Source organism: Ancylomarina salipaludis (genome assembly GCF_004122035.1).
Taxonomy (GTDB): Bacteria; Bacteroidota; Bacteroidia; order Bacteroidales; family Marinifilaceae; genus Ancylomarina; species Ancylomarina salipaludis.
Map to the genome: position 1 here is coordinate 131,979 of NZ_SAXA01000001.1, position 23,038 is coordinate 155,016.

A 23,038-nucleotide genomic window follows, 5' to 3' on the forward strand; every position below is an offset into this window, starting at 1 on the left:
GCAAATATAGCAATAATTTGCGACAAAAATCAAATTCTATTCTGTTATAAATTTGATAAACAATTGTACAAGCTAAAGGGTAATCAATCTATTGGCTGCATCTAAAACTTCATTCTCGAAGCTATCCAGATAGATTTGGGTTGTTTTTTCGGTAGTGTGACCCAGACCCTCAGAGATAACTGCAGTAGGAACGCCGGAACGTTTTGCTATAGTTGCCCAGGAGTGTCGGGCCACGTAAGAAGTTAAAGAAGTAGAGATTTCGAGAAGCTTAGCTACATCTTTCAATTTGTGGTTTGTTTTTTGTCTTTGAGTTTGATAACTCCTATATGGATCATCATTATCGGGATCTATAATAGGAAAAACATACTCATCCGGATTCCTTAAGTCTGAATATTTTTTAATGATTTCCATAGCGGGGGGAAGCAATTCAAAATTATATTGCTGCGAAGTCTTTTGTCTTGAATAATATAAACGCCCATTTCGAATGTCTTCGACTTTTAAGTAGGCGATATCGACAAAAGACATGCCCATACAATAAAAGCTAAACATGAATATATCTCTTGCTCGTTCGACAGCAGGTTTTCCTGTTAGATCCAAGTCGCGAATTTTAATTATCTCCTCTTTCTTTAGTGCTCTCTTTTGAGTTTTGGTGCTATGTATTTTATAATCATCAAAAGGGTAATTCTCTTTCTTTGCCAGTTTTTCTTTTATTGCCCGATTATAAATAGCACGAAGCGTTCTCATTTGGAATGAAATTCCATTTGTGCTATTTCCTCTGGAGATCAAGTAAGTTTCAAATTTTTTCAGCCACTTGTAAGTCATCTGATCGAAAGTAAAATCTTTTGATTTTATAAATTGACCTATAACTCCATAATGATTTTTATACGCCTGGGCATTTCCATCCTTTTTCTGCTTGTAAAGTTCTTCAATCCTTTTCTCAATGAAATCTAAAACCGATGCTGAGTCGACTCCTTTTAGTTTAGAAATTATATCGTCAACGGTATAATTCTTAGCTTCACGTTCTAATTCCAGAATTATTTTTTTCACTTTGAGAAGAGACTCTTCAAAATGCATATTCATTTCCCGAATAAAATGCTTTTGGCTTTTATCCTTTGATTTTATTATTTTCTGATTATCATCCCATTCATCAATTTTACATGAATACTTGAGTGAATGAATCCTTCGTATCCGTTTATGAATTATTTGTAATACGATAGGAGATGTTCCATCGTCAAGAACTTTGTGCTTATAAAAAACAATTTTTACTGATGCCATATTTAAAGCTTTAAATAATCCCGGTTGCAACATGGTTGCAACAAATGCTTCATAAATATACATTTTCTTTCTTTATAAAAGAAAAAACAAAAGCAACACAAAGCACTGTAAACGCAGCATTTACAACACAAGTAAGCAAATAACAGCAAATATTTAGGAATTATACAATAGCACATTTCACGTCTGGAAAGCTCGTGTACCGCAAGGTGCCGGGGGTTCGAATCCCTTCCTCTCCGCCAGTAAAAACAAGCAAAGCAGCATTTCACATGCTGCTTTTTTTATTGGGAATAACTGAGATGTAGCTGCAATTCATAAGCCGGAACATTTTTACAAGAGCTGCCTAATAATATCGAACAATATCATTATAGCGATTTATAGGATGATTAATGAGCCTATATCCTGTCAATCGTACAGATTATTCAGTCACTTTCATCTCATTTTAATTGGGGTAAATTAATACAAGAGTGGCTCCTTTCTTTTCATTATTAGTCGCGATAACTTCTCCTTCATGAGCATCCATAATAAGTTTCACCTGAGCTAGATCGAGGCCAGTATTTTCATCATCATACTGAGAGCCTGTAACAAAAAGTTTAAACATGTTTTTTAATATCTGTGGATTAAACCCCTCACCATGATCAGTAAAAGAACAGGTTGTTTTTTCTGAATCAGAATCTATATTCACACGAACAATCCCGTCATCAGGAGAATACTTAATCGCATTATCAAGAATACTTTCAAAACAAAATTCAACCAGCTCTGGGTCACCATTTATATGTGCATTATCAATATTACCATCAAAAACGACATTTACTCTTTTTGTCTTAATTTGTTCCGAAAGTGTAAATTTGGTCATTTCAATTAATTCGTTTAGGTTAATTTCTCTTTTTTGAAGAGGCTGCTTTTTAATGCGTAGCTCAGTAATTTTCAAACTGACTTTAGCAAACCGATGAAGCCGATTGGCAGAAAGTTCAAGATAATGTAACATCTCTTTAACATTAGCATCGACCTGTTCATTTTTCAGCACTGTAATAAAACCAATAATACCATTTAAAGGTGTATTTATTTGATGGCTGATAAGGGACAAAAAGTCTGATTTTGCTTTATCTAAAACACCTAATTCCTGATTGACTTCTTCAAGTTCACTATTGGCTTTCCGGAGTTCTTTGGTGCGTTCTTCTACTTTATCTTCAAGCCATTGGTTTACTTTTTTAAGTTGATCTTTACTCCTTTTCAGATCGATATGTGTTTTCACTCTCACTAACACTTCTTGTGAATTGAAAGGTTTGGTTATATAGTCCTGCCCACCAGCTTGAAAACCATTAACCACATCTTTAGATTCGTTAAGTGCAGTCAGGAATACAACAGGAATTTCCTTCATCCTTTCGTTTTTACGCATGGCTTTACAGGTCTCGAAACCATCCATTACGGGCATATTTACATCTAAAAGGACCAGATCAAAATCTTCTGTTTTATTTAAAAGATTTAAGGCTTGCTGACCATCATATGCAAATCCAACAGAATAGCCCTCATCGCGCAGGATACTACCAATTACCTGAATATTTTTAGGATTATCGTCAACTGCAAGTATCTTAATTTTATTATTGCTAATTGTTTCCATAAGGTTTTAGGTTATATCTTTTCAATTTAAGTTGCTCTACTATTTTCGGGAATCTCATTAAAGTTTTCAATAATCTGTCAATCTCAAAATTTTCCGCCAAACGACAAACCTCGCTTGCATAATCTTTAAGATATTCAATTCTACTTTCTTCAGCTAGTTTAATTAAATCTTTACCAAATTCTTCGATTTGGTCAATCATCTGGGATTTAATAGCCTCCTGACAAATAGGGCCAAATTTATTTTCAAGAACTGATATAAGTTCAGGTATCTGATTTAATTGTTCTTCAGTCAGTACAATTTCAGTTTGTCTGGAATCAACGGTCACCACTTCTTCTTTAACTTGGTATGTGAGATATTTCTTCATCTTGTCAAACAATTCAGAAGCATCCAATGGTTTCATTAAAAACTCATTGAACATTTCTTTATTTCTGTTTCCAGTTATCACTCTTTTTGCAGAAGCAGAAATTGCAATAATCGGGATTGATTCAGTTTTTTTAGTTTGCTTCAGTATTTCGGTGGCCCTATAACCATCCATTACTGGCATACGCAAGTCCATCAGGATTAAATTGGGCAGATTTATTCTTGCTAACTGCACAGCTTCTTCACCATTTTCGGCTTCCAAGATATCAAGCTGAGAATGTTCCAACATGTCCTTTATCAATTCTCGATTTAATTCATTGTCATCAACTAGCAAAATTTTCGCTTCTTTAAATTTTATGATAGTTGGATCAAACAGACTCTCTGATGCTTCAATCTCAGTCTCAGAAGTAGATATGTTTGGAATCTTTACAGTTATATTACTCCCTTTACCTACTTCACTTTCAAGATGAATTGTACCACCCATTTTTTCAACCAATTTTTTTGTTATGGGTAAACCTAAACCAGTACCCCCATATTTTGCACTTTGTCCTGCTTGTTGGGTGAAAGGCTCAAAAACCAATTTCTGTTGATCAGTCGGGATACCAATTCCTGTATCCTCAACATGTATAATCAGGTCATAATTATCTTTCAAGTTTATATTCCTTTGTGCATCAACCGTTAAAACAACATGTCCCATATCAGTAAATTTAAGAGCATTCCCAATGAGATTGAACAAAATTTGACGCAGACGAACTTCATCAAGAAGAAGTAATTTGGGAATTGTACTTTCATATTCGATAGAGAAATCAATCTTTTTTTCATTCACCTTGGGGGCAAACATATTTTCGACTTCACTAATTAAACTATAAAGATTAACAGGTAAAGGTCTGATATCAATTTTACCCGCTTCAATTTTCGAAAGATCCAGAATGTCATTGATAATTCTCAACAGATTTTTCCCACTGCTACGGATCGACTCTACCTGTGAGCGTTGTTTTTCATCTTTCACAGTTTTAGATAAAAGTTCAGAAAATCCAATAACGGCATTCATCGGAGTACGAATCTCGTGACTCATATTAGCCAGAAATTCACTCTTAGCCTGGTTAGCAGAATTAGCTGCATCCCTGGCTTTGATTAGATTTTCTTCTGAACGTTTTTTGTCTGTAATATTAAATCGAACAGATACGTACTGATACGGCTTCCCCTGCTTGTCAAGAAAGGGTACGATTGTTGAATCAACCCAATAAAAACTACCGTCTTTTGCTTTATTCCTAACTTCGCCTCGCCAAACTTTCCCCTTTGAAATTGTACGCCACAAGTCACTAAAAAAATCACTTGAATGATAACCCGAATTGATAATTCTATGGGTTCTACCGATGAGTTCTTCCCGACTGTATTTTGAAGTTTTACAGAAAATATCATTCGCATAATTAATAACGCCCTTATAGTCGGTAATAGCAACAAGACTTGATTCGTCGAGGGCAAATTTATAATCTGTAATATCCTTAAGACTTTGTTCCAACTGTTGCTGTGAAATGGTTAATTCCCGGGTTCGTTCAGAGACCATTTCTTCAAGATGCTCACGATGTTTCAGAATTTCTTCCTCAGCATTTTTCATTTCTGTGATATCATGAAATCCTGCTATTAAGACCTCTTCATTATCAAGGGTCATTAATTTAAGCGATACTGAACCCCAAAATAATTCCTGATCTGATTTTTTTAAAATAATTTCATAATTATCCACAATGCCATCCTTCATTAATTTCTCCACCAGTTTATTTCTATCCTCTGGATTTGCATAAAAGTCAGGTGTTTTCTGTCCAATCGCATCCGATAACGAAATTCTAAAGAGTTTACCAAGGCTTTCATTTGCCATCACAATAATCCCTTCAGAAAGCTTTGAGATAACGATAGGAACAGGAGATGTTTCTATAATTGTGCGAAGGCGTTTTTCACTTTCTTTCAATTCCTTCTCGACTTGTTTACGCTCAGTAATATCTTTAAATACAACAACTGCTCCTATCAAATTTCCTGAGTCTTTTTTTATTGGCGTACATGTATATTCAACAGGAAAGCTTGTGTTATTCGCCCGCCAAAACACTTCATTATCCACATGACTAGCTACCCCTGTACGAAAAACATTATAAATCAAACAGTCTTCACGAGGGTATTGAGATCCATCCTGTCGGGTGTGATGGTGGTCAGCATGACCTTGTTTACCAATGAGTTCTTCAACCGGTTTTCCTATCATAGCTGCCGCTGCCGGGTTTACAAAGGTCATTCGACCTTCCAGATCCAGTCCGTAAATTCCTTCTCCAATAGAATTTAGGATTAATTGGTTGTGCTCATTTAATCTATTAATCTCTTCTTCAGCCATTTTTCGAGATGTGATGTCGGTATGTGAGCCAGCCATACGATAAGGTTTTCCGTCTTTATTTCGCAAGGCTTTCCCACGGGCAAGTATCCACCTGTAACTTCCATCCTTATGTTTCATCCTAAACTCCACATTGTATTCCGGAATCTCATTATCAAAGTAAGCTTGAATAACAGATAAAACCTGGGTATAATCTTCTGGATGCAATAAACTTTCCCAAGTACTGAAGGTGTTTTCCAATTCCTCATCGTTATACCCCAACATGTTTTTCCATCGGGGTGAATAATACACCTCATTGGAAATTGTGTTCCAATCCCAGATACCATCATTGGAGCCTTCAACAGCGATAGAATATTGTTCCTGACTCAAGCGGATCTGTTTTTCCGCGAGTTTACGTTCAGTAATATCCATATTTGTCCCTATGATACGAATAGGCTCTCCTAAGACATCACGAGTAACAAAACCATTTGCTTTTATGTAATGAACAGACTTATCAGGCCAAAGCACACGGAATTCAGTATCAAACTCTTTTTCCCCTTTTAAAGCCATCTGTATTTCTTCACGCCCCCTTAACAAATCGTCTGGATGAAGACCTGCCTCCCAGGCTTCGTATGCACCAGAAAAGGTTTCGGCTGAAATTCCATATAGTTTGTACATCGAATCATCCCAAAACAACGTATTGTTGACGACATCCAAATCCCAAATTCCAATATTGGCAGCACTTGTTGCAAGTTTTAGACGGTTGGTTATGTTTTGAATTTCAAATTCCGCTTTTTTTCGTTCGGAGATATCTTCCACAGTACCTTCAAAAAATACCTTACCATTTATTCCTTTAACGATTTGTGCATTTTCCCGAATTGGAATGATTCGCCCAGTTTTAGTTGTCCAACTTTCCTCCAAACCTCTTACATAACCATCTCTTTCAATCATTTCGACAAACTGCTTACGGCTAATCGTGGATTCTTCACTGTACCCTTCGGTTTCAAGATTTCTATTTTGTAATTCAGACAATGATTCATATTCCAACATTGTCAAGAGAGCTTTATTGGCATTAATAATTTCCCCATCAGGAGTTGATCGGTAGATCCCGAGTGGTGAATTCTCAAATAAGCTTCGGTATTGTTCTCGACTTAAATTTAATTGCTCCTCAGCAAGTCTGCGTTCAGTAATATCACTTATTGTTCCTATTAACCGGATAGGATTGTCATTGCTATCCAATTCTAATTTACCCAAACCATGCACCCAACGTTCTTCCTTATTGCTGTTTTTAATTATTTTATATTCTTTATTGAAAGGTAGACTCTGAGCAATAACCTCATTTTGAAAATAATCCAGCATCAATTCTCTATAATCAGGATGAATAATAGCACTCCATCCCTCAATTGAATGTGTATAATTTTCATCAATCCCGAAAATAGCATCGAGTATTTCTGAGCTCCTCCACATCCCCGTTTTTATATCCAGAGAATAAGTTCCCAAGCGTGCTATCTCTTGTGACTCTTTCAGTAAGCGTTCACTTTCTTTTAATTCGGAGGTTAATACCTCTGCAATCTTTTGAGCCTTAAATTTTGTACTAAGCATTGAGTTAGTGAGCAACAATACTAATATGCTAATAATTACTCCCGCAAGAAATATGATCCATGAGGCCATATACTCAATAATCATATTTTCTTTTCGCTGTGAATACTCCAACGTCCACAGGTGACCATTAAAATTTATCGGGACCTTTAAGCTGAAACGTATCCTTTCCGATTTCTTTTGCTCTTCGATAGGATGAGATTCATATAATAAGGATTTAGAGGTGCAATTTACACCATCAAAAATATGTAAGTAAAATGTTTTTTTGTTATCAACCTGCTCCCACTTACTCAGAATACCAAGCATCAGATCATTCATCCGATATGGACTATATACCCAACCTTTAATTGCAGTTCTGCGTTGTTCAACAGTATTTAGTGTAACTCCTTTTTGGTATACTGGCACATACATTAAATTACCAGCTTGAACATCTTTATCGGTTTCCTGAACCAACAGTACTTTTCCTGAAAGGGCAGCAATATCCATATCGCGGGCACGTTCCATGGCTTCCCTTCTCACCGGCTCAGTCATCATATCATAACCAAAAGCACGAAGGTTGCGACCCGAAAAAGGTTCAAGAAAAACGATGGACGTATAAATCTCACGAGAATATTCTGGCCATACCTTATAATCTAAAAAACCTTCATTTCTGATTTCTTTTATATGTTCCGATAATTTATCTGAAGGTATTGCCATCGAAAATCCTGTTCCCAGGATTCCTGGCAAATTCAAATTAACTTTAGACTGTTTTATAAAATTATGCCAATCCTCTCGACTTATTGTGTCTGAAGAATCAAAAAAAGCAGCTCCACTACGAAGTAGTTGTGCGTGAGCATGCAATCGCAAATCTATTTTACTACTGATCTCATTACATTCAAACCTAAATTCAGCTTCATCTTTTTTATCAATTTCAAACTTCACAAGAAATGCAGCAATAAGCGAGAAAAATAAAGCCATGATAAATAATAACCATGCTTTCCAAGCATTAACGTTCTTCATGTTATTCGGTATATCAATTAAATAAATTTAAAATCTACCCCATATCAATGTATGCTCTTGAATTAAACAGAACACTTATAGAGTTAGGTTCCTTATATATATATCCGCTTCCTACAACACAAGCTACCTTAATTCCTGAAGATTCATGAGGGGTATGATTTAAGAAAATCATCTACAAAATCCCTTCATTAATATAATAAAACAGCCTTCTTCTCTCTCAATACATCAATATATTTACTACTAATTTGGTTAGTATTGATCTATAATATACGTTTTTAAAAATAAATAACGAAATTCCTTATGTTTAAATTCTATAGAACTAAACTCTTCATAAAAAATGTTTTTATGAATAAACTTCACTCATTATATGAAATGAGATCCCCCCATTACCAGTATCAAAAAAATGGTTTTTATAAGCATTAAGATAAAATTGTGTGATCCCTTTAGTAGTATGGTCTAGCTCTTATGGAATCACAGCTATTAGTGTTTTTACCCTTTAATAATAGTGCCTATGTGTGTCGAACGACCTATGAGACTTTAGTACTGTAATCTCAAGAAGCTTCACAATATTATTAAATCTGGGACATTTTGCATGAAAAAAAGCATCAAGATCCTTAAACCTTGATGCTTTTTTCAGCTTTCGAATAGTTAATCTTATTAAATACCTATTCTTAACCAGAATATATATTTAATCCCCCTACATATCACAGCCATAACCATCGATAGGCTCTGAATTTAATGGAATCAAAACTGAGTCGCCATTCAATGTATTACCACTTGCATCACCACTAACTCCTTTAAATATCATAGCTCTACATTTATCAGGATGTGTTACCTTGTTATTTTGAAGTGTCAGATTAGTCATATTCTTGAATATTAAATGCCCCTCTGTTAATGTGTTATCTCGAATTTCCAAGTCAGCACCATCATACATGTAAAAACCACAATTTGAACAGGTATTTTCATATATGTAAGTCACATCATGATTGGTTTTGGGCTCACCATTCGAATACATAATAATACCATTATCCTTGTTTACTGCATCAGTAGCAACATGTGTAATCGTATTAAAACGAATGATCTGCTCGGTGTTATTGTAATAAACAATTCCCGGGCCAACATAGGAATTCCCCTCACCTTCCTCGAAAACATTGTCTTCAATAAGCAATTTCTTCGCATCAAAATTGACAATATCTCCGCCTTTGTTATGATGAAAGTAATTGGACAAAATTTTGATGTCTTCGCTAAAATAAATTTCACTTTCAACATCAATACCATATTGTGGCGCAACTCCATTGATATGATGAATCTCATTTTCTTCAATCAATACGTTTACGCCTCCAACAATAGATACGCCTTGTCTTCTGTTTTCAAAAATATTGTTTTTTCTAATTTCAATGTTCTTTACAAAAGAGCCTTCACCTTCGTATCCCTGAAGAAGAATACCATCACCAGTAGCCTTACTCAATTCTACATTCTCAACCGTTACATTCTCACTTTCATTAATAATGGCAATCAAATGACCACCATCATGATAAACGCTTCCATTTTTGTTAGGCGTATATGTATGATTATCACGATCACCTATTATTGTTCCTCCGGAAATTACAACATTGGATTGTTTCTTAATTTCTATAACATAGTAATTCCATTTGTCATTGGGAGCCATCTCAATAATGGCATCTTTATCCAATAGAAATGCCATATTGCTTTTCAAATTAATACCCCTTTGAAAAACAGCATTTCCTAACTTCCCAATTAAATAATGTCCTGCTGGTAAATGAATTTTCCCATAACCTTCAGTGGCAGCCCAATCAATAGCAGCTTGCAAATTATCAGTCGTTTTTACAGGATCGGTACCATCATTTGGAATATCCCAACGTTCTAAATCAATAATATAATCTTTATCAGGGATTTGACTGTATGGCATTACTGAGATAGGATCTTTTTCTCCAACGACATTCTCATTACCATTTTCATTATCATCCGGGTCCGGAATAACCTCTTCTTTGGGTGGTGTGACAATTTCTTCTTCGATGCTTATAGCCTCATCGCAAGCTGCAAATAAAATCGCGGAAATAAAATACAGATAAATTAGATTCTTCATAATAATCTTAATAAAGTTTTTAAACAATAATTACTAACTGATAATTAGCCCATATTGCATAATGAAATCTTCATTAAAATCAATATCAAAAATCTACATCTATACAAATGCGTAAACAAATTTACACATCTATACTAAAAACATTATGAAAGCAACACATCCTTCAACTACACTTAATGTTTCTAATCCTTCTCAAAAAAAATTCAAACTAGTTTAAATTATAATTCACACTAGTCATTAAACAAAAAACAATAAATTTTCACCGAAACAACTCAGTCCTTACGAATGGCCATTTTTATTACATTAAGTCCTATTAATTGTTGATGAATTTAATCCATGATTTTCTTAAAAGTTTGAATAAATAGACACTGATTTTAAATTTCATATGCAATATTGATCATCCTCTATTTCAATTTCCATTCCATTTTCTTTGGAAAGTTATCCTAAATCAAACCCACCATCTAAATCATTAATAATGAGACCATTTTCCACTCAAAATCTATTTTGATCTATATTTAAAACCCTTTTTAAAAACATCAATTTGGGGAATTAAGCCACAAATATTGTAGAATATGACAACATTCAACTCCTATTAAAATCGGTTTTTATATGCTCTCATTCATGAATTTAAACTAAACTTCAGTGCTATATAGGCACAAAAAAAGAGGCTATAAAATAGCCCCTTAAATTCTCACATAACAAATCGCTATGGACAAACTAAAATGGAATATTCTTCATTAACATTTCCGTCAACAAATGAATTATTCACAGCATCTAATATCTCATGTAAAGCATTCAAGCTAAATCCATAATCCGAAACGCCACCGCCTAAAACTTTATTGGCATCAGCCAAAATTTCACCTACGGTATAACCTTCAAAACCGGTTCCTTCAGCAAAGACTAAGTCTTCCAATAGGAAATCTGATTCTGAAAAATCAGGATCGTTCTTATCAAATTCAACACTCAATGTCAATGCAACAACCTGCCCTGCAAAAGCATTTTTCAACTCCTTGCTTGTAGGATCTTCATAATCCATATCTAAAGCTGCCGGAGTACCACCCGAAGGCAAGAAATCTTGAACAGCCTGTGATGAATTCAGAAGTAAGGTATAGTCTCCTCCTACAGTTAAACCTGCAGGGAACGTATCATCAAAATGCATTGAACGATACATACCTGGATTATTCCCACTAGGTTTAGATCCCCATCCTCCTTGAGTTTGTGTTCTATAACCATCCGGTGTACAATCACAATCATTCCAGCAATACTCGAGATAAAAATCCCTGCTGTTTTCTACATTGTCATTGGTTAACCACCAGAAATGCCATGTTCCATCCGCATTTCTTAATAACAATTTTATATTCAATATAAAACAATCCCCCCATGCTTCATCATAAGGAATTTTGTAAACCATTGAATTTGGAAATTCTCCATATGGGAAAGTCATTTGATATGGAAAGGAAGCATAGTCGAAATTGATATCAGGATCTTCGATAGGCCATATATTCATTGAGAAATAACGAATTCCCCAGCCTTCTTCTGCCTGAACCTGAACATACATATAGTTTTCGTCATTGAACAAATGCACCATTCCTGCATCAAAGAAAGGCAACACCATTTCTTCTTTGCACATCTCAATATCTCCTGTTCCATCGCTATACCACCACATCGGATTTTCCATTGGCATCCATTCACCAACAAATCCATTTTTTAGTGTCATAACATCAGACGAGTCTATAAATTCCGATATCTCATCTGAACTTTGTTTATTACATCCGACAACAACTGCTCCAATTATTAGAAACAGAGCCAGATACTTAAAGATTCTCTTCATAGCTATTATATTTAGTTGGTTAAAAAAAACATTAAAAAGATTTCCCGTCATAATCTATCTAATAGAATATCAAGGTGAAACATCATTAATTTTATCTCTCAGTGCATTGATAAAATCCCAATCTCTATCATTAACACCATATCCGTTGGTAATTCCCCATAGGATATCTTGAATGGCATTCGTAATTCGGTTGTACTCTTCCATTTCTTCCGGAGTAAACTCACTCACATCAATCATTTTATATTCCAATGCTTCAACGAGTTTCATTATCCATTCAGATGTCGAAACACCTCGAATCACGTAAGTCACAACAGTCGAACTCCCTTCCTTTCCTTTATTAATACAGTACAAGTATAATTTGATCTGAATTTGATCATTCCCCAACACATGTATCCGAACATCCTGCAAGGCAATACCATGCTGATAACCTTCCTGCTGAGCTTCAAACACACATCCAGCGGGGATAACAACATCCTTACTTACTGAAGTTGCATTAGAGAAAATTAAGTCGAGTGCCAGCCATTGTCCACCGGAACCTAAAGTAGTTATATAATCGCTTTTCAACTTTTTAACATCCATGGCATAAGGACGACTGTTTCCCACGCCCGGATTTTCACTAGATCCTCTAATCTCGCCGACTAATGAAATCCCATCCGGCAGCACAAAAGGAGCTACAACTTCTAACTTGCCTCCCGCATTTCCCATTCCAGGGATGTGCCCAGGTTGCCCCCTATTATTTTTAGAGTCGTCTTTTTGGCATGATACAAATGCAATTGAGACACTCAACAATGCAACAAAAAGAAATTTAATTTTCTTCATAATTTAAACACATAAAAGTTTGAATAACAACAAAAATCACCTAACATATTGATTTCTTAAAGTCTAATCAATACAACCGATAATCTTAAAAAAACATACCCGGCTTTATGACAGTCATGTATCATAAGCTTAAATTTAAAAGACGCTAGTCTTTCATCAGGGTATTTAGCTGAGGAGGTCTGTATCTCTATCGTTAAGGATTTAGAAGTCATAGATTTCCAAAAGAGAAGTCCCAAACAATAAGAAATATTGATCAAAGAGGTTTGGTCATATTAATATCCCAACCCTATGTGCAGGTAAGATTTTATAATAGATTTTAATTTGATTCGGGTAAATTTATTTTTCAATAAGAGGTAATGAATTGATAAAGGTCCAATCCTCATCACTCAAACCAGAACCATTGGTTATTGCCCAAACAATATCTTGAATCTCCTTAGAGATTTCCTTGAATTCATTCTTATTGTCAGGTAAATAATCCCTGATATCAATTTTTTTATTCGCTAAGGCTTCAACAAGTCTCATCATCCGATTTGAACTTGAAACACCTTTGATTAAATATGTGATATCCGGACTACTGCCACTCCTGCCTTTATTTATGCAGTAAACTAATAACTTACAAGTCTTGGTTGTTTCAGCTTCAACAAAAATATCAATCCTTTGGATACAAATAGCATGTTGATACCCTTCTGTTTGACATTCAATAACACTACCACCCAACAGATAAAAATCGGCGCCATTACCAGTTATATTCTGTATTGAAACATCTAAAATAACCCATTCTCCTCCTGAACCTACAGGATTATCTGCTGGTATGATATTAGCCTCACAGCCAGCAATATCTCCTACAAAAAACGATTCAATAGGAAAAGACAAAGTGTCTTCTACCTCTAATTCTCCTCCGGCATCACCCATTCCTGGAATATTTCCCGGATCATCATTTCCACTTTTATGCTTTTGACAAGACAAAAATGAAACAACAACTAAAAACGAAAACGCAACTAATAAAATATTTTTTTTCATGATAATGAAATTTATGATTAAAACACACGCCACTTTAATATTCTAGCAATTAGAAATTTATTTCTAACAATGAGAGAATTGAACTTTTTATAAATGAAGAATTTCCATTTATTTAAAACCCAGTATCTATTTCCTATAAATTCGACATGATTGCCAGCAAAGCCTTTTTTAAAGCGAGTGACTCCCTCACTTCCATTTACAGATATATCATAAAATTTATAGCCCTTTTCTATACTCAACTTAATCATTTCGTTGTGCATGAAATGCCCTAACTTCAAATCCTTTTCTTCTCTAATAATTCCACCATATACATAGGTTAATCGCTGACCAATATCAAAAACAATTAAGGCACCTTTTAGAACTCCGTCAGAATAACAACAAGGTACAAGACACAAACCTTCTTGAATCATTCCCATAATCATACGCTTGGAATCTGCCCACGATCTGATATCATATCCCTGAATTTTAGCATTCCTTTCAATCACATCATAAGCCGCTGTTACATCAATTTCAGACGTTGCATACCGTAACTCAAGTTTATTTTTATATGCCGCTTTAATATTTCTTCTGGTATTTGAATTAAACTTGCTGAATACATAATCATAAGGACTGGATTCTTCATCGTATTTAATAAAGACAGGTCTTAACCCATTAATACCATAAACATGTATAAATTCATTGCCGACTTTCCCTGTAAAGAGTATACTTTCCTGAGGAATATTACTCAAACAATATGTTTCGAGAAGGCTTACATTATTCTTAAGTACCGGAACATTAATATGACAATAAAATACTTTCTTATCTTTTGCTCTGTCTAAAAACAATTTCAATATCGGTTCAAATAAATCTTCGAATCCCGACGATATAATCGGACCGCTGGGAGCAACCAAAACCCGAAAAAAAGGAATTCCTACAATTACGACTCCAAGCCCGGCAACGATTTTCGAGTTAGAATCTTTTACCACCAATAACTCAAAATCCAGACAGTATATTTTAAATGATGACAACCAATGACTCACCTGCTGACAATGACCTCGCGGATTATCTCTTAAAAATGCATCCCATTGTTTAAGGTCTGTTTCGGAACTGGTCCAACAAGTTTTAAAATCACTTATCTTCATATTTATTTCGATGATAATTTATTAGAACTAATAATTTCTGCCAAATGCTGACCTATTACATAATGCCCTTTCGTTCCCCAACGATGTCCTTCCGGTGAACTGTAATCGATATTAGCATCGAACCAATCTTCCGTTTCATAGTAAGTCAGAAAGCCCAAAGAATCCAATTCGGTTACCTTTCTTTTAATTCCCGGAAAAAGATCAAGTTCCCGGTTGGGAGCAATCATCAACAAATCAACACCTTTAGCTTTTAAATCTTTGGAAAAAAGATCCAACAAATCAGAATAAAACTTCTCTCGATTATCTTTGATCCTTTTCCTATCCTCTTGGGTGGTTTCACCCATAGCATTATTAAGCATCTTTTTATTTAAAAATGAACCACTAAATAAGGATCGTCCCAAGCTATAAAGACAACTATATTGAATAACTGAGTTTGACAGTAATCTTTTCAATTTATTTGCAGAACTATTTGAATTATGAAAAACGAACTTTCCATCCTCAATATCAGTCACTTTAAAATACAAGTTTCCCCAAGGGTCGTTTTCACAAAATTGAAGAATAACCAGTTTGGGATTGTATAACTGTCCAAATTCATAGTATCGCCTTATTTCTTGGGTCAGAGCCCAACCCGATACGCTCAAATTGACAACATTAAACCGATCTTGTAATTTTTGATCTAATATTGTTGGATAGTCCTCATTGTCATTAACGCCTTGTCCAAAAGAATAGGAGTCTCCTAAAACAACAATATTATCTTTATTATATACATTCGATATACCCAAAACTTTTCCACGCGAATGTTCCTCATTGGTTGTATAGGTAAATTTCCACCGACCCGGCATTTCATTCGTTATCACCTGATTTTTGGGCCAGATTATACCATATTTCTCAGAATATTTCACTCTGGGGCCCATTATCACTTGAGGATAAAAATTACGAACCAAAACTTCACCTAACACAGAAATTATAATTATTACAAAAAATACTGTTAACAGTATAAATAAAATTCTTCGTCCTAAGGTCAAATCTTTTTTATCCATTATCTTATATTTTAACGATTTCTTAAGTCGTGATTATTTAATAAACTGGGATCTATCAGCTTTTCTTTTCTAAGTTTTACAATACTATTTCTGGCCACTTCAACGGGCACTTCTTTTTTAGTTAACCAATCCATATTGGATCGTCTCCTATTCAAAGTATTTGAATTGACAGCCTGAGTTCCGTTTTCTTTGGATTCTGTTTTCGGATTTGAAAAAAGAAATAATTTATCTTCGGTTTCGTGACTGGTAGCATCTAACAATTCGTAAACAGAATTATTCGATTTGAATTCAGGGACTAATTCCTTCATTCTGGCTACGATCATCTCATTGTTTTCAACATTCAGATAATACAGAATTTGAGAAATGGCCGTATTCACTTCAGCATATTTATGAGGTCTCACCTGACCAATCATAATTTTATCGTTATGCGTAGGTAGTGTGTTTTCATTAGTTGCCAGCAACTCTTCATACAATTTCTCACCCGGTCTCAGTCCGGTAAAATTGATATGAATATCCACATTCAATTTTAAGCCTGCCAAACGAATCATTTTCTTAGCTAAATCGAGGATTTTAACAGGTTCCCCCATATCAAAAACAAAGATCTCTCCTCCTTGCCCCATACATCCAGCTTCTAAAACTAACTGACAGGCCTCAGGAATAGTCATAAAATAACGAGTGATATCCGGGTGTGTTACCCGTACAGGCCCACCTTGTTCGATTTGCTTTTTAAACAAAGGAACAACCGACCCATTTGACCCTAAAACATTCCCAAAACGAGTTGTTATAAATGCCGTTTGAATATCACCACGCTGAGCCAGGGATTGAATATAAATTTCACAGATCCGCTTTGAAGCGCCCATCACATTTGTTGGATTTACAGCCTTATCTGTAGAGATCATAACAAATTTCTCTACACCAAACTCAACGGATAAATCTGCTAAAATTTTAGTCCCGCCTACATTTACATTTAAAGCCTCATAAGGATTATTCTCCATCAAGGGAACATGTTTATATGCAGCAGCATTAAAGACAATTTCAGGAGTGAAATGTTCAAAAATTCTTCTCATTCGTACAGAATTTGAGATGTCGCCAATCACCAATTCGAATGATGCTTTATTGTATTTGGAATTAAGTTCCTGTTCCAAGTCGTATAATGCAGATTCAGCCTGATCAAGAAGCACCAATTTACCAACCGGAAATCGAAGCAACTGTCTTACAATTTCGGAACCAATTGAACCTGCTGCCCCTGAAATTAAAATTGTTTTCCTTGTTAAACACTGACTAATTCGTTGCAAGTTCAACTGAATTTCGTCTCGTCCTAAAAGGTCCTCAATTTTTACATCTCTAACACTTTTAGGGGGCATCTTTCCATTAATCCAGTCATCAAATGCGGGTAATACTTTTACCTCCCAATTATTTTCCAAACAAAGCTCTGTGATTTCACTGATTTTCTCTTTTCTCATTTTGGATACAGCCAAAACAAGCATCGTCACACCTTTCTTCATTCCATTTTTCAAAGCTTTAGGAAAACTACTCACCTGAATATCTCGCAAATGGGTAGCCCACTTATTTTTATCATCATCTGCAAAACCAACAACTTCGTAATTTTCTTTTCTTTCTTTATTCAAGATCTCCAATGCCAATAATCCCAAATCGCCTGCACCATAAATTATGGTTTTTTTAGTCTTATCAACCTTAGAGAGATAAGCATATACTTCTCTAACCAATAATCGAAATCCAGTGAGAAAAAACAGAGAAAATATAAATTGCAAAACAAGAACGAGATAAGGGACATGTATCACTCCTCCTTTAAATATCTGATTAATAAAATCGAATATAAAAAGTAAGACTACTGCACTGAACGTGGTATAAATCAAACGAATCAATTCACGAAGCTCGGTATGTCGGATAACTCCTTTATACGAACTGAAAATCAAAAAGCAAAATGCGTAAACACCTATACAACACCCTCCAGCAACCAAAAAGTCCCAGACGCTTATATTTGGCAAATTGAAATTCAGACGAACAACATAAGCAATAATAAAAGCTAAAGACACCAGAAACAGATCGATAACATAGATCCACCATGGAGAAAGAATACGTCTATTGAATAAATCAAACAGCTTTTTTTTCATAACATAATAAACTGACAAGGTAGAAAGCTTTGTCCCTTAAAGAGGGAGTACAGTGAAAAACAAAATCTATAATCCAAAACAGATTATCTATCTGAATGATTACAAGAAAATTAAAAGAGAGGGGCAGATTACAACGATACAACTATAAAAATCTATTGCACTTTAAAAATTAAGTACTGCCTTCAGAGTTTTAGCTATGCGTGCCAAATCCTCATCGGTCATATTACTCCCTGAAGGGAGACATAAACCATGTTCAAATAAATAAGAAGAAACGCCAGTCTTGTAAAAAGGAAAATCAAAAAATACAGGCTGGGAATGCATGGGTTTCCAAAGTGGACGAGATTCAATATTTTCTTTTTCCAAAGCCAAATAAATATCATCCTTAGTAATCCCACCTGTTATTTTAGGATCAACAATAATGGCTGTTAACCAATAGTTGGAGTAAAAATTAGCATTGGGTTCCATTTGGAAACGGATACCAGCCACATCCTTTAATAAAGATTTATACCAGGCATTTATCTCTCTTCGTCTAGCAACTCTATCATTTAAAACTTCCATTTGTCCCCTGCCAATACCTGCTACAATATTACTCATCCGATAATTGTAGCCTATTTCGCTATGCTGGTAATGCAAGGCATTATCCCGAGCTTGAGTCGCTAAAAACCGTGATTTTTCTATCAAATTCAAGTCATCAGAAATAAGAGCACCTCCTCCTGATGTGGTTATTATTTTATTCCCGTTAAACGATAAAACACCCAATTTCCCCCAAGTTCCCATCATCTTACTTTTCAAACTGGAACCTAAGGCTTCCGCCGCATCTTCGATAATTGGGATGGAATAAAAATCAGCAATATCATGAATTTCTTTCATTTTAGCCGGCATCCCGTACAAATGAACAGGAATGATTGCTTTGGGCTTATTTCCGTTTGAAATTCTATCTTCAATAGCTTCTTTGAGCGCCACAGGACATATATTCCATGTATCTATTTCAGAATCGACAAACACAGGCTTTGCCCCCAAATAACAAATGGGGTTAATTGTGGCTGAAAAAGTAAAATCCTGAGCAATCACCTCATCTCCTCTTCCCACACCAAGGAGTATTAAAGCCAAATGAAGGGCAGCGGTTCCGGCACTTAAAGCTGAAGCATAGGCCGAATGCGTATAGGCAGCAATGGATTTCTCAAATTCATCCACATTTTGCCCTAAAGGAGCAACCCAATTCATATCATATGCCTCTTGCACATAAGCCATCTCACGACCTCCCATATGAGGTGATGAAAGCCATATTCTATTCTGCATACAAATAAGTTTAGACTGAGTTAAATTGAATCGAGTCAGATAGACTTCTCTTATCCATTCCTTCTATACAATGGAAAAAACTCTGACTTTTTATCTACGACATTAAAATTATCAAGGAGTTCCTGTTCTTTAGATTCTACAAGAAGATCATACATTTCAGGATTGTATATTTTTTTACCAACATAAAAAGGTAAAATTCTTTCAGGAGCAAAGGCCTTTTTATAATTAAATAAACTATCCATTGGTTTATAGCCACCACCAAGGATATAATCCGTTTTTCCCGCATCAACCCCCCAGTTAATGATTTGATATTTAATAAAATCATTGGGGCGATATTGAAAGGCATCGCTATCAGTTCCTGATAAAAATGAATAAATACGTAGATCAGAGATTAAAACCAGGTCTGCTGAAACAAGCTTATCATCTTTAATAGCCAAAAAATAAACAAAGTTGCCTTTTAGCTTTTCATGGATACGTTCAAAAAACTCTTTCTTAAAATAATATTGTTTTTCAGCCTGACGCCTATCCATTGTTGCATAATAGATCTCAAGAAATGCTTCAATATCTTCTCCGCTAAAGTCTAATTTTAGGCTAATTCCACTCTTAACTGCTTTTCGCACGTTATTTCTAACTTTTGCTTTAAATTCATTCCAAATGACATCTTTGCCTTTACTTAAGTCACAAACAACATTATCATTATTGTACGAAATTTCGCCATTATACTTTTCACGACTCTGACTAAAAAGATCAAAACGAATAAATTCACTAATCACATTTTGTGAAACAGCCCAATCATTAAACTTTAAATAAAACTCTTCGATTAAATATTCAAAATTACCATTACCTATCTGATACAAGCCCCCATAACCATATGGCGAAATAATATCGCTATATGAAATACCATCCATATTTATATTAAGATCCCCAGAAAGACTTCTCAAACAAAAAGGGTATATGACCATTTGATTATCCCTAGAAACCACAGCACACATCGCATGAGAATAATCATCAAATAGATTAAGATAATCAGGGTGAGCAAATATTTCTTTACCATCCCATTGCCTCCAAATATTTAACCAAGTCAAATAATCACCTTCTATTTTAGCCGAAAGTATTTTCATCTTTTTTTATTCAGATAATAATTACGTGTTGTTTATGTTTCCTCACAATAGAAACCGTTCTAAAAAAATTATTGAAACCAATCCTACTTGGTTCTAATGGATTCGCCAAAAGGCCAAAATTTGTTATTTGCAGGTTCATAATACCTGATAATCCGACCCGGATTTCCAACAACAATAGCGAAATCAGGCACGTCTCTTATAATCACAGCACCAGCCCCAATGGTAGCCCAGTTGCCTACCCTGATTCCCGGTAGTATTGTCGCTCCGGCACCTATTTGAGTCCCTTCTCCGACTTTCACATTCCCACATAAAGTGGCCTTGGGTGATATATGCACAAAATCACCTAAACTACATTCATGATCGATTGAAGCTCCTGAATTAAGAATAACGTGCGAGCCTACAACACAATCAACCTGAAGAATAACATTATGAAAAACGACAGTTCCTTCACCAATTTTTACTGTTGGTGAAATACACGAGGATGGGTGGCAGATTGATCCGAAAAGATTTTTAACCTCTTCGACAATCATTTTCCGAATTTTATTGTCACCTATAGCAACAATCAGTGGATGATTATGATTTTTAATCTTATACTCTCCCAAAAAAGGTAAATTCTTTAATCCTTTTGAATCCGGATTATCATCAAAAACACCTCCCACTAATTGATGGTTCGCTTCAATACATTCGGCAATGACTTTAGCATGTCCACTACCTCCATACAATAAGTATTGTTTATTTTTAGTTACCATACCACTCCTCCATTATATCTGAATTTGCAGGACTTTCATCTTTGCCTAGCAAAACAAGAATAATTGTTTTGAAAAATATCTTTAAATCAAGGCCAAAGCTGACATGATCTACATAATAAATATCTAAACTAAACTTTTCGTTCCAGGAAATTGCATCTCGTCCATTAACTTGCGCCCAACCTGTAATTCCTGGTTTTACGTTATGACGCCGTGCCTGTTCTTTATTGTATCTGGGTAAATACCTCATCACCAAAGGACGAGGACCAATTAAACTAATATCCCCTTTTAACACATTAATTAGTTGCGGAAGTTCATCGATTGAGGTTTTTCTGATTATTCTTCCCAAAGACGTTAAACGAGCTTCATCAGGTAGTAAGTTTCCATCTGCTCCTTTTTCATCAGTCATCGTTTTAAATTTTATGATCTTAAAAGGTTTTTCATGAAGTCCTGGTCGTTCCTGATAGAAGATCGGGTTACCATTTCCTTTAAGGGCAATCAGTATGTACACGATTAAAAGAAGAGGTGAAAATAAAACAAGAAGAAACAAGGCTAGAATGAAATCCATAACAGGCTTTATAACTGATACATACATAACTAAAACATTAGGTTAGAATACAATAACTTACATCAGAATATCAAAAACCTTTAAACGGTTTTCATCAATAAACTCCCTTATTGAATAAGCGGAATGGATCTGTTTTCTTAAATTATTAATCTTAACATTCCATGTCAACGTACTCACAATGAAATAATCATCACACAACTCTATAATAGTTCCTTCTTTTAAGTGAGATTTCGAGGATAATATCTGCATTTCAAAAACCTTATACTTTTCATTATTATAAAAGAAAAATGCACCGGGACTTGGATTCAGTCCTCTTACTAAACAATAAATTTGATTAGCACTCAATAAATTCCATTTTATTCTCAAATCGTCTATTGTTGGATAAGAATAGTAAGTAGGAGATGCTCCATTAACATTAAGATAACTGAGTGTGTTTTTCTGTATTAAAGACACCACTTCAACCAATAAATCAGATCCAATAGAAGCCAATCGACTAAAAAGAGTTCCCGCTGTGTCAACAGGCAAAATTTCAACTTCCTTTTGTGCAATAATCTTTCCCTCATCAATTTTACCGGACATCTGATGAACTGTAACACCCGTTTTTTTCTCTCCATTTATGATACACCACTTGGATGCATTGGGTCCTTTATATTTGGGCAGTAGAGAATCGTGTAGATTGATAGCTGCTGTTTTTGCTAAGTTTAAAATTTCTTCCGGAATGATTAAATGAAAACCTGCAACTACGATTAAATCAAACTCAAGCTTCTTGAATAAATTAAAAACATACTGACAGTTGATAAACCTTAAAGAATAGCACAGTAAATGATTTTTTTTTGCAAAATCAGAAACCGAATATGTTTGAAAAACAGTATCATATTTGGTGACAACACCAACAATTTCAACCTCATCTCTACAAAGTAGCTTTTCCAAAGACCTTTGTCCAATTTCGTGTATGCCAAAAAAAAGAATTTTCATAAAAAACAAATCTTAGTACTCAGTTCAAGAGTAAGTCTCTACTTAATTTGTA

The 23,038-nt window shown here is 34.9% G+C and carries 15 protein-coding genes; all 15 read right to left on the minus strand.

The genetic code is table 11. From position 1 onward, the window contains the following. Positions 1-72 precede the first annotated feature (72 nt). The 15 genes from EO244_RS00620 to EO244_RS00690 all read right to left on the minus strand — a co-directional run bounded on the left by EO244_RS00620 (position 73) and on the right by EO244_RS00690 (position 22,986). Positions 73-1,275, minus strand: coding sequence for a site-specific integrase (locus tag EO244_RS00620; protein ID WP_164977374.1), 1,203 nt, complete (start codon positions 1,273-1,275; stop codon positions 73-75). 439 nt (positions 1,276-1,714) lie between these two features. Continuing rightward, a complete protein-coding gene (locus tag EO244_RS00625) occupies positions 1,715-2,893 on the minus strand; it encodes a hybrid sensor histidine kinase/response regulator (RefSeq protein WP_129251930.1) in 1,179 nt (392 codons plus the stop codon). Beyond that, entirely contained in the window at positions 2,880-8,204 is a 5,325-nt protein-coding gene (locus tag EO244_RS00630) for a PAS domain S-box protein (RefSeq protein WP_129251932.1), read from the minus strand. Before EO244_RS00630 ends, EO244_RS00625 begins: the two co-directional genes overlap by 14 nt. A gap of 697 nt (positions 8,205-8,901) precedes the next feature. Beyond that, positions 8,902-10,311, minus strand: a complete 1,410-nt coding sequence (locus EO244_RS00635; RefSeq protein ID WP_206734432.1) for a right-handed parallel beta-helix repeat-containing protein — start codon at positions 10,309-10,311, stop codon at positions 8,902-8,904. A gap of 706 nt (positions 10,312-11,017) precedes the next feature. Next, positions 11,018-12,142, minus strand: a complete 1,125-nt coding sequence (locus EO244_RS00640; protein WP_129251934.1) for a hypothetical protein — start codon at positions 12,140-12,142, stop codon at positions 11,018-11,020. 69 nt (positions 12,143-12,211) lie between these two features. Further along, a complete protein-coding gene (locus tag EO244_RS00645; protein WP_129251936.1) occupies positions 12,212-12,961 on the minus strand; it encodes a hypothetical protein in 750 nt (249 codons plus the stop codon). Between the two features lie 336 nt (positions 12,962-13,297). After that, a complete protein-coding gene (locus tag EO244_RS00650; RefSeq protein ID WP_129251937.1) occupies positions 13,298-13,981 on the minus strand; it encodes a hypothetical protein in 684 nt (227 codons plus the stop codon). A 17-nt stretch (positions 13,982-13,998) separates the two neighbouring features. After that, a complete protein-coding gene (locus tag EO244_RS00655; protein WP_129251939.1) occupies positions 13,999-15,102 on the minus strand; it encodes a lipid II:glycine glycyltransferase FemX in 1,104 nt (367 codons plus the stop codon). Positions 15,103-15,104: 2 nt separating this feature from the next. Further along, a complete protein-coding gene (locus tag EO244_RS00660; RefSeq protein WP_129251941.1) occupies positions 15,105-16,142 on the minus strand; it encodes an SGNH/GDSL hydrolase family protein in 1,038 nt (345 codons plus the stop codon). An 11-nt stretch (positions 16,143-16,153) separates the two neighbouring features. Next, the gene (locus EO244_RS00665; RefSeq protein ID WP_129251943.1) at positions 16,154-18,277 is read right to left on the minus strand and encodes a polysaccharide biosynthesis protein; all 2,124 of its coding nucleotides are present in this window, start codon (positions 18,275-18,277) and stop codon (positions 16,154-16,156) included. A gap of 162 nt (positions 18,278-18,439) precedes the next feature. Next, a complete protein-coding gene (locus EO244_RS00670; protein WP_129251945.1) occupies positions 18,440-19,576 on the minus strand; it encodes an aminotransferase class I/II-fold pyridoxal phosphate-dependent enzyme in 1,137 nt (378 codons plus the stop codon). Between the two features lie 50 nt (positions 19,577-19,626). Continuing rightward, positions 19,627-20,697 carry a GNAT family N-acetyltransferase gene (locus EO244_RS00675; protein WP_129251947.1) on the minus strand — a complete coding sequence of 357 codons (1,071 nt, stop codon included), beginning with the start codon at positions 20,695-20,697 and terminating at the stop codon, positions 19,627-19,629. Between the two features lie 83 nt (positions 20,698-20,780). After that, positions 20,781-21,446: an acetyltransferase gene (locus tag EO244_RS00680; RefSeq protein ID WP_129251949.1), complete on the minus strand. Its 666-nt coding sequence runs from the start codon at positions 21,444-21,446 to the stop codon at positions 20,781-20,783. Continuing rightward, positions 21,436-22,038: a sugar transferase gene (locus EO244_RS00685; RefSeq protein WP_129251951.1), complete on the minus strand. Its 603-nt coding sequence runs from the start codon at positions 22,036-22,038 to the stop codon at positions 21,436-21,438. Before EO244_RS00685 ends, EO244_RS00680 begins: the two co-directional genes overlap by 11 nt. 30 nt (positions 22,039-22,068) lie before the next feature. Continuing rightward, complete coding sequence (locus EO244_RS00690) at positions 22,069-22,986, minus strand: methionyl-tRNA formyltransferase (RefSeq protein ID WP_129251953.1); 918 nt, start codon at positions 22,984-22,986, stop codon at positions 22,069-22,071. Positions 22,987-23,038 lie beyond the last annotated feature (52 nt).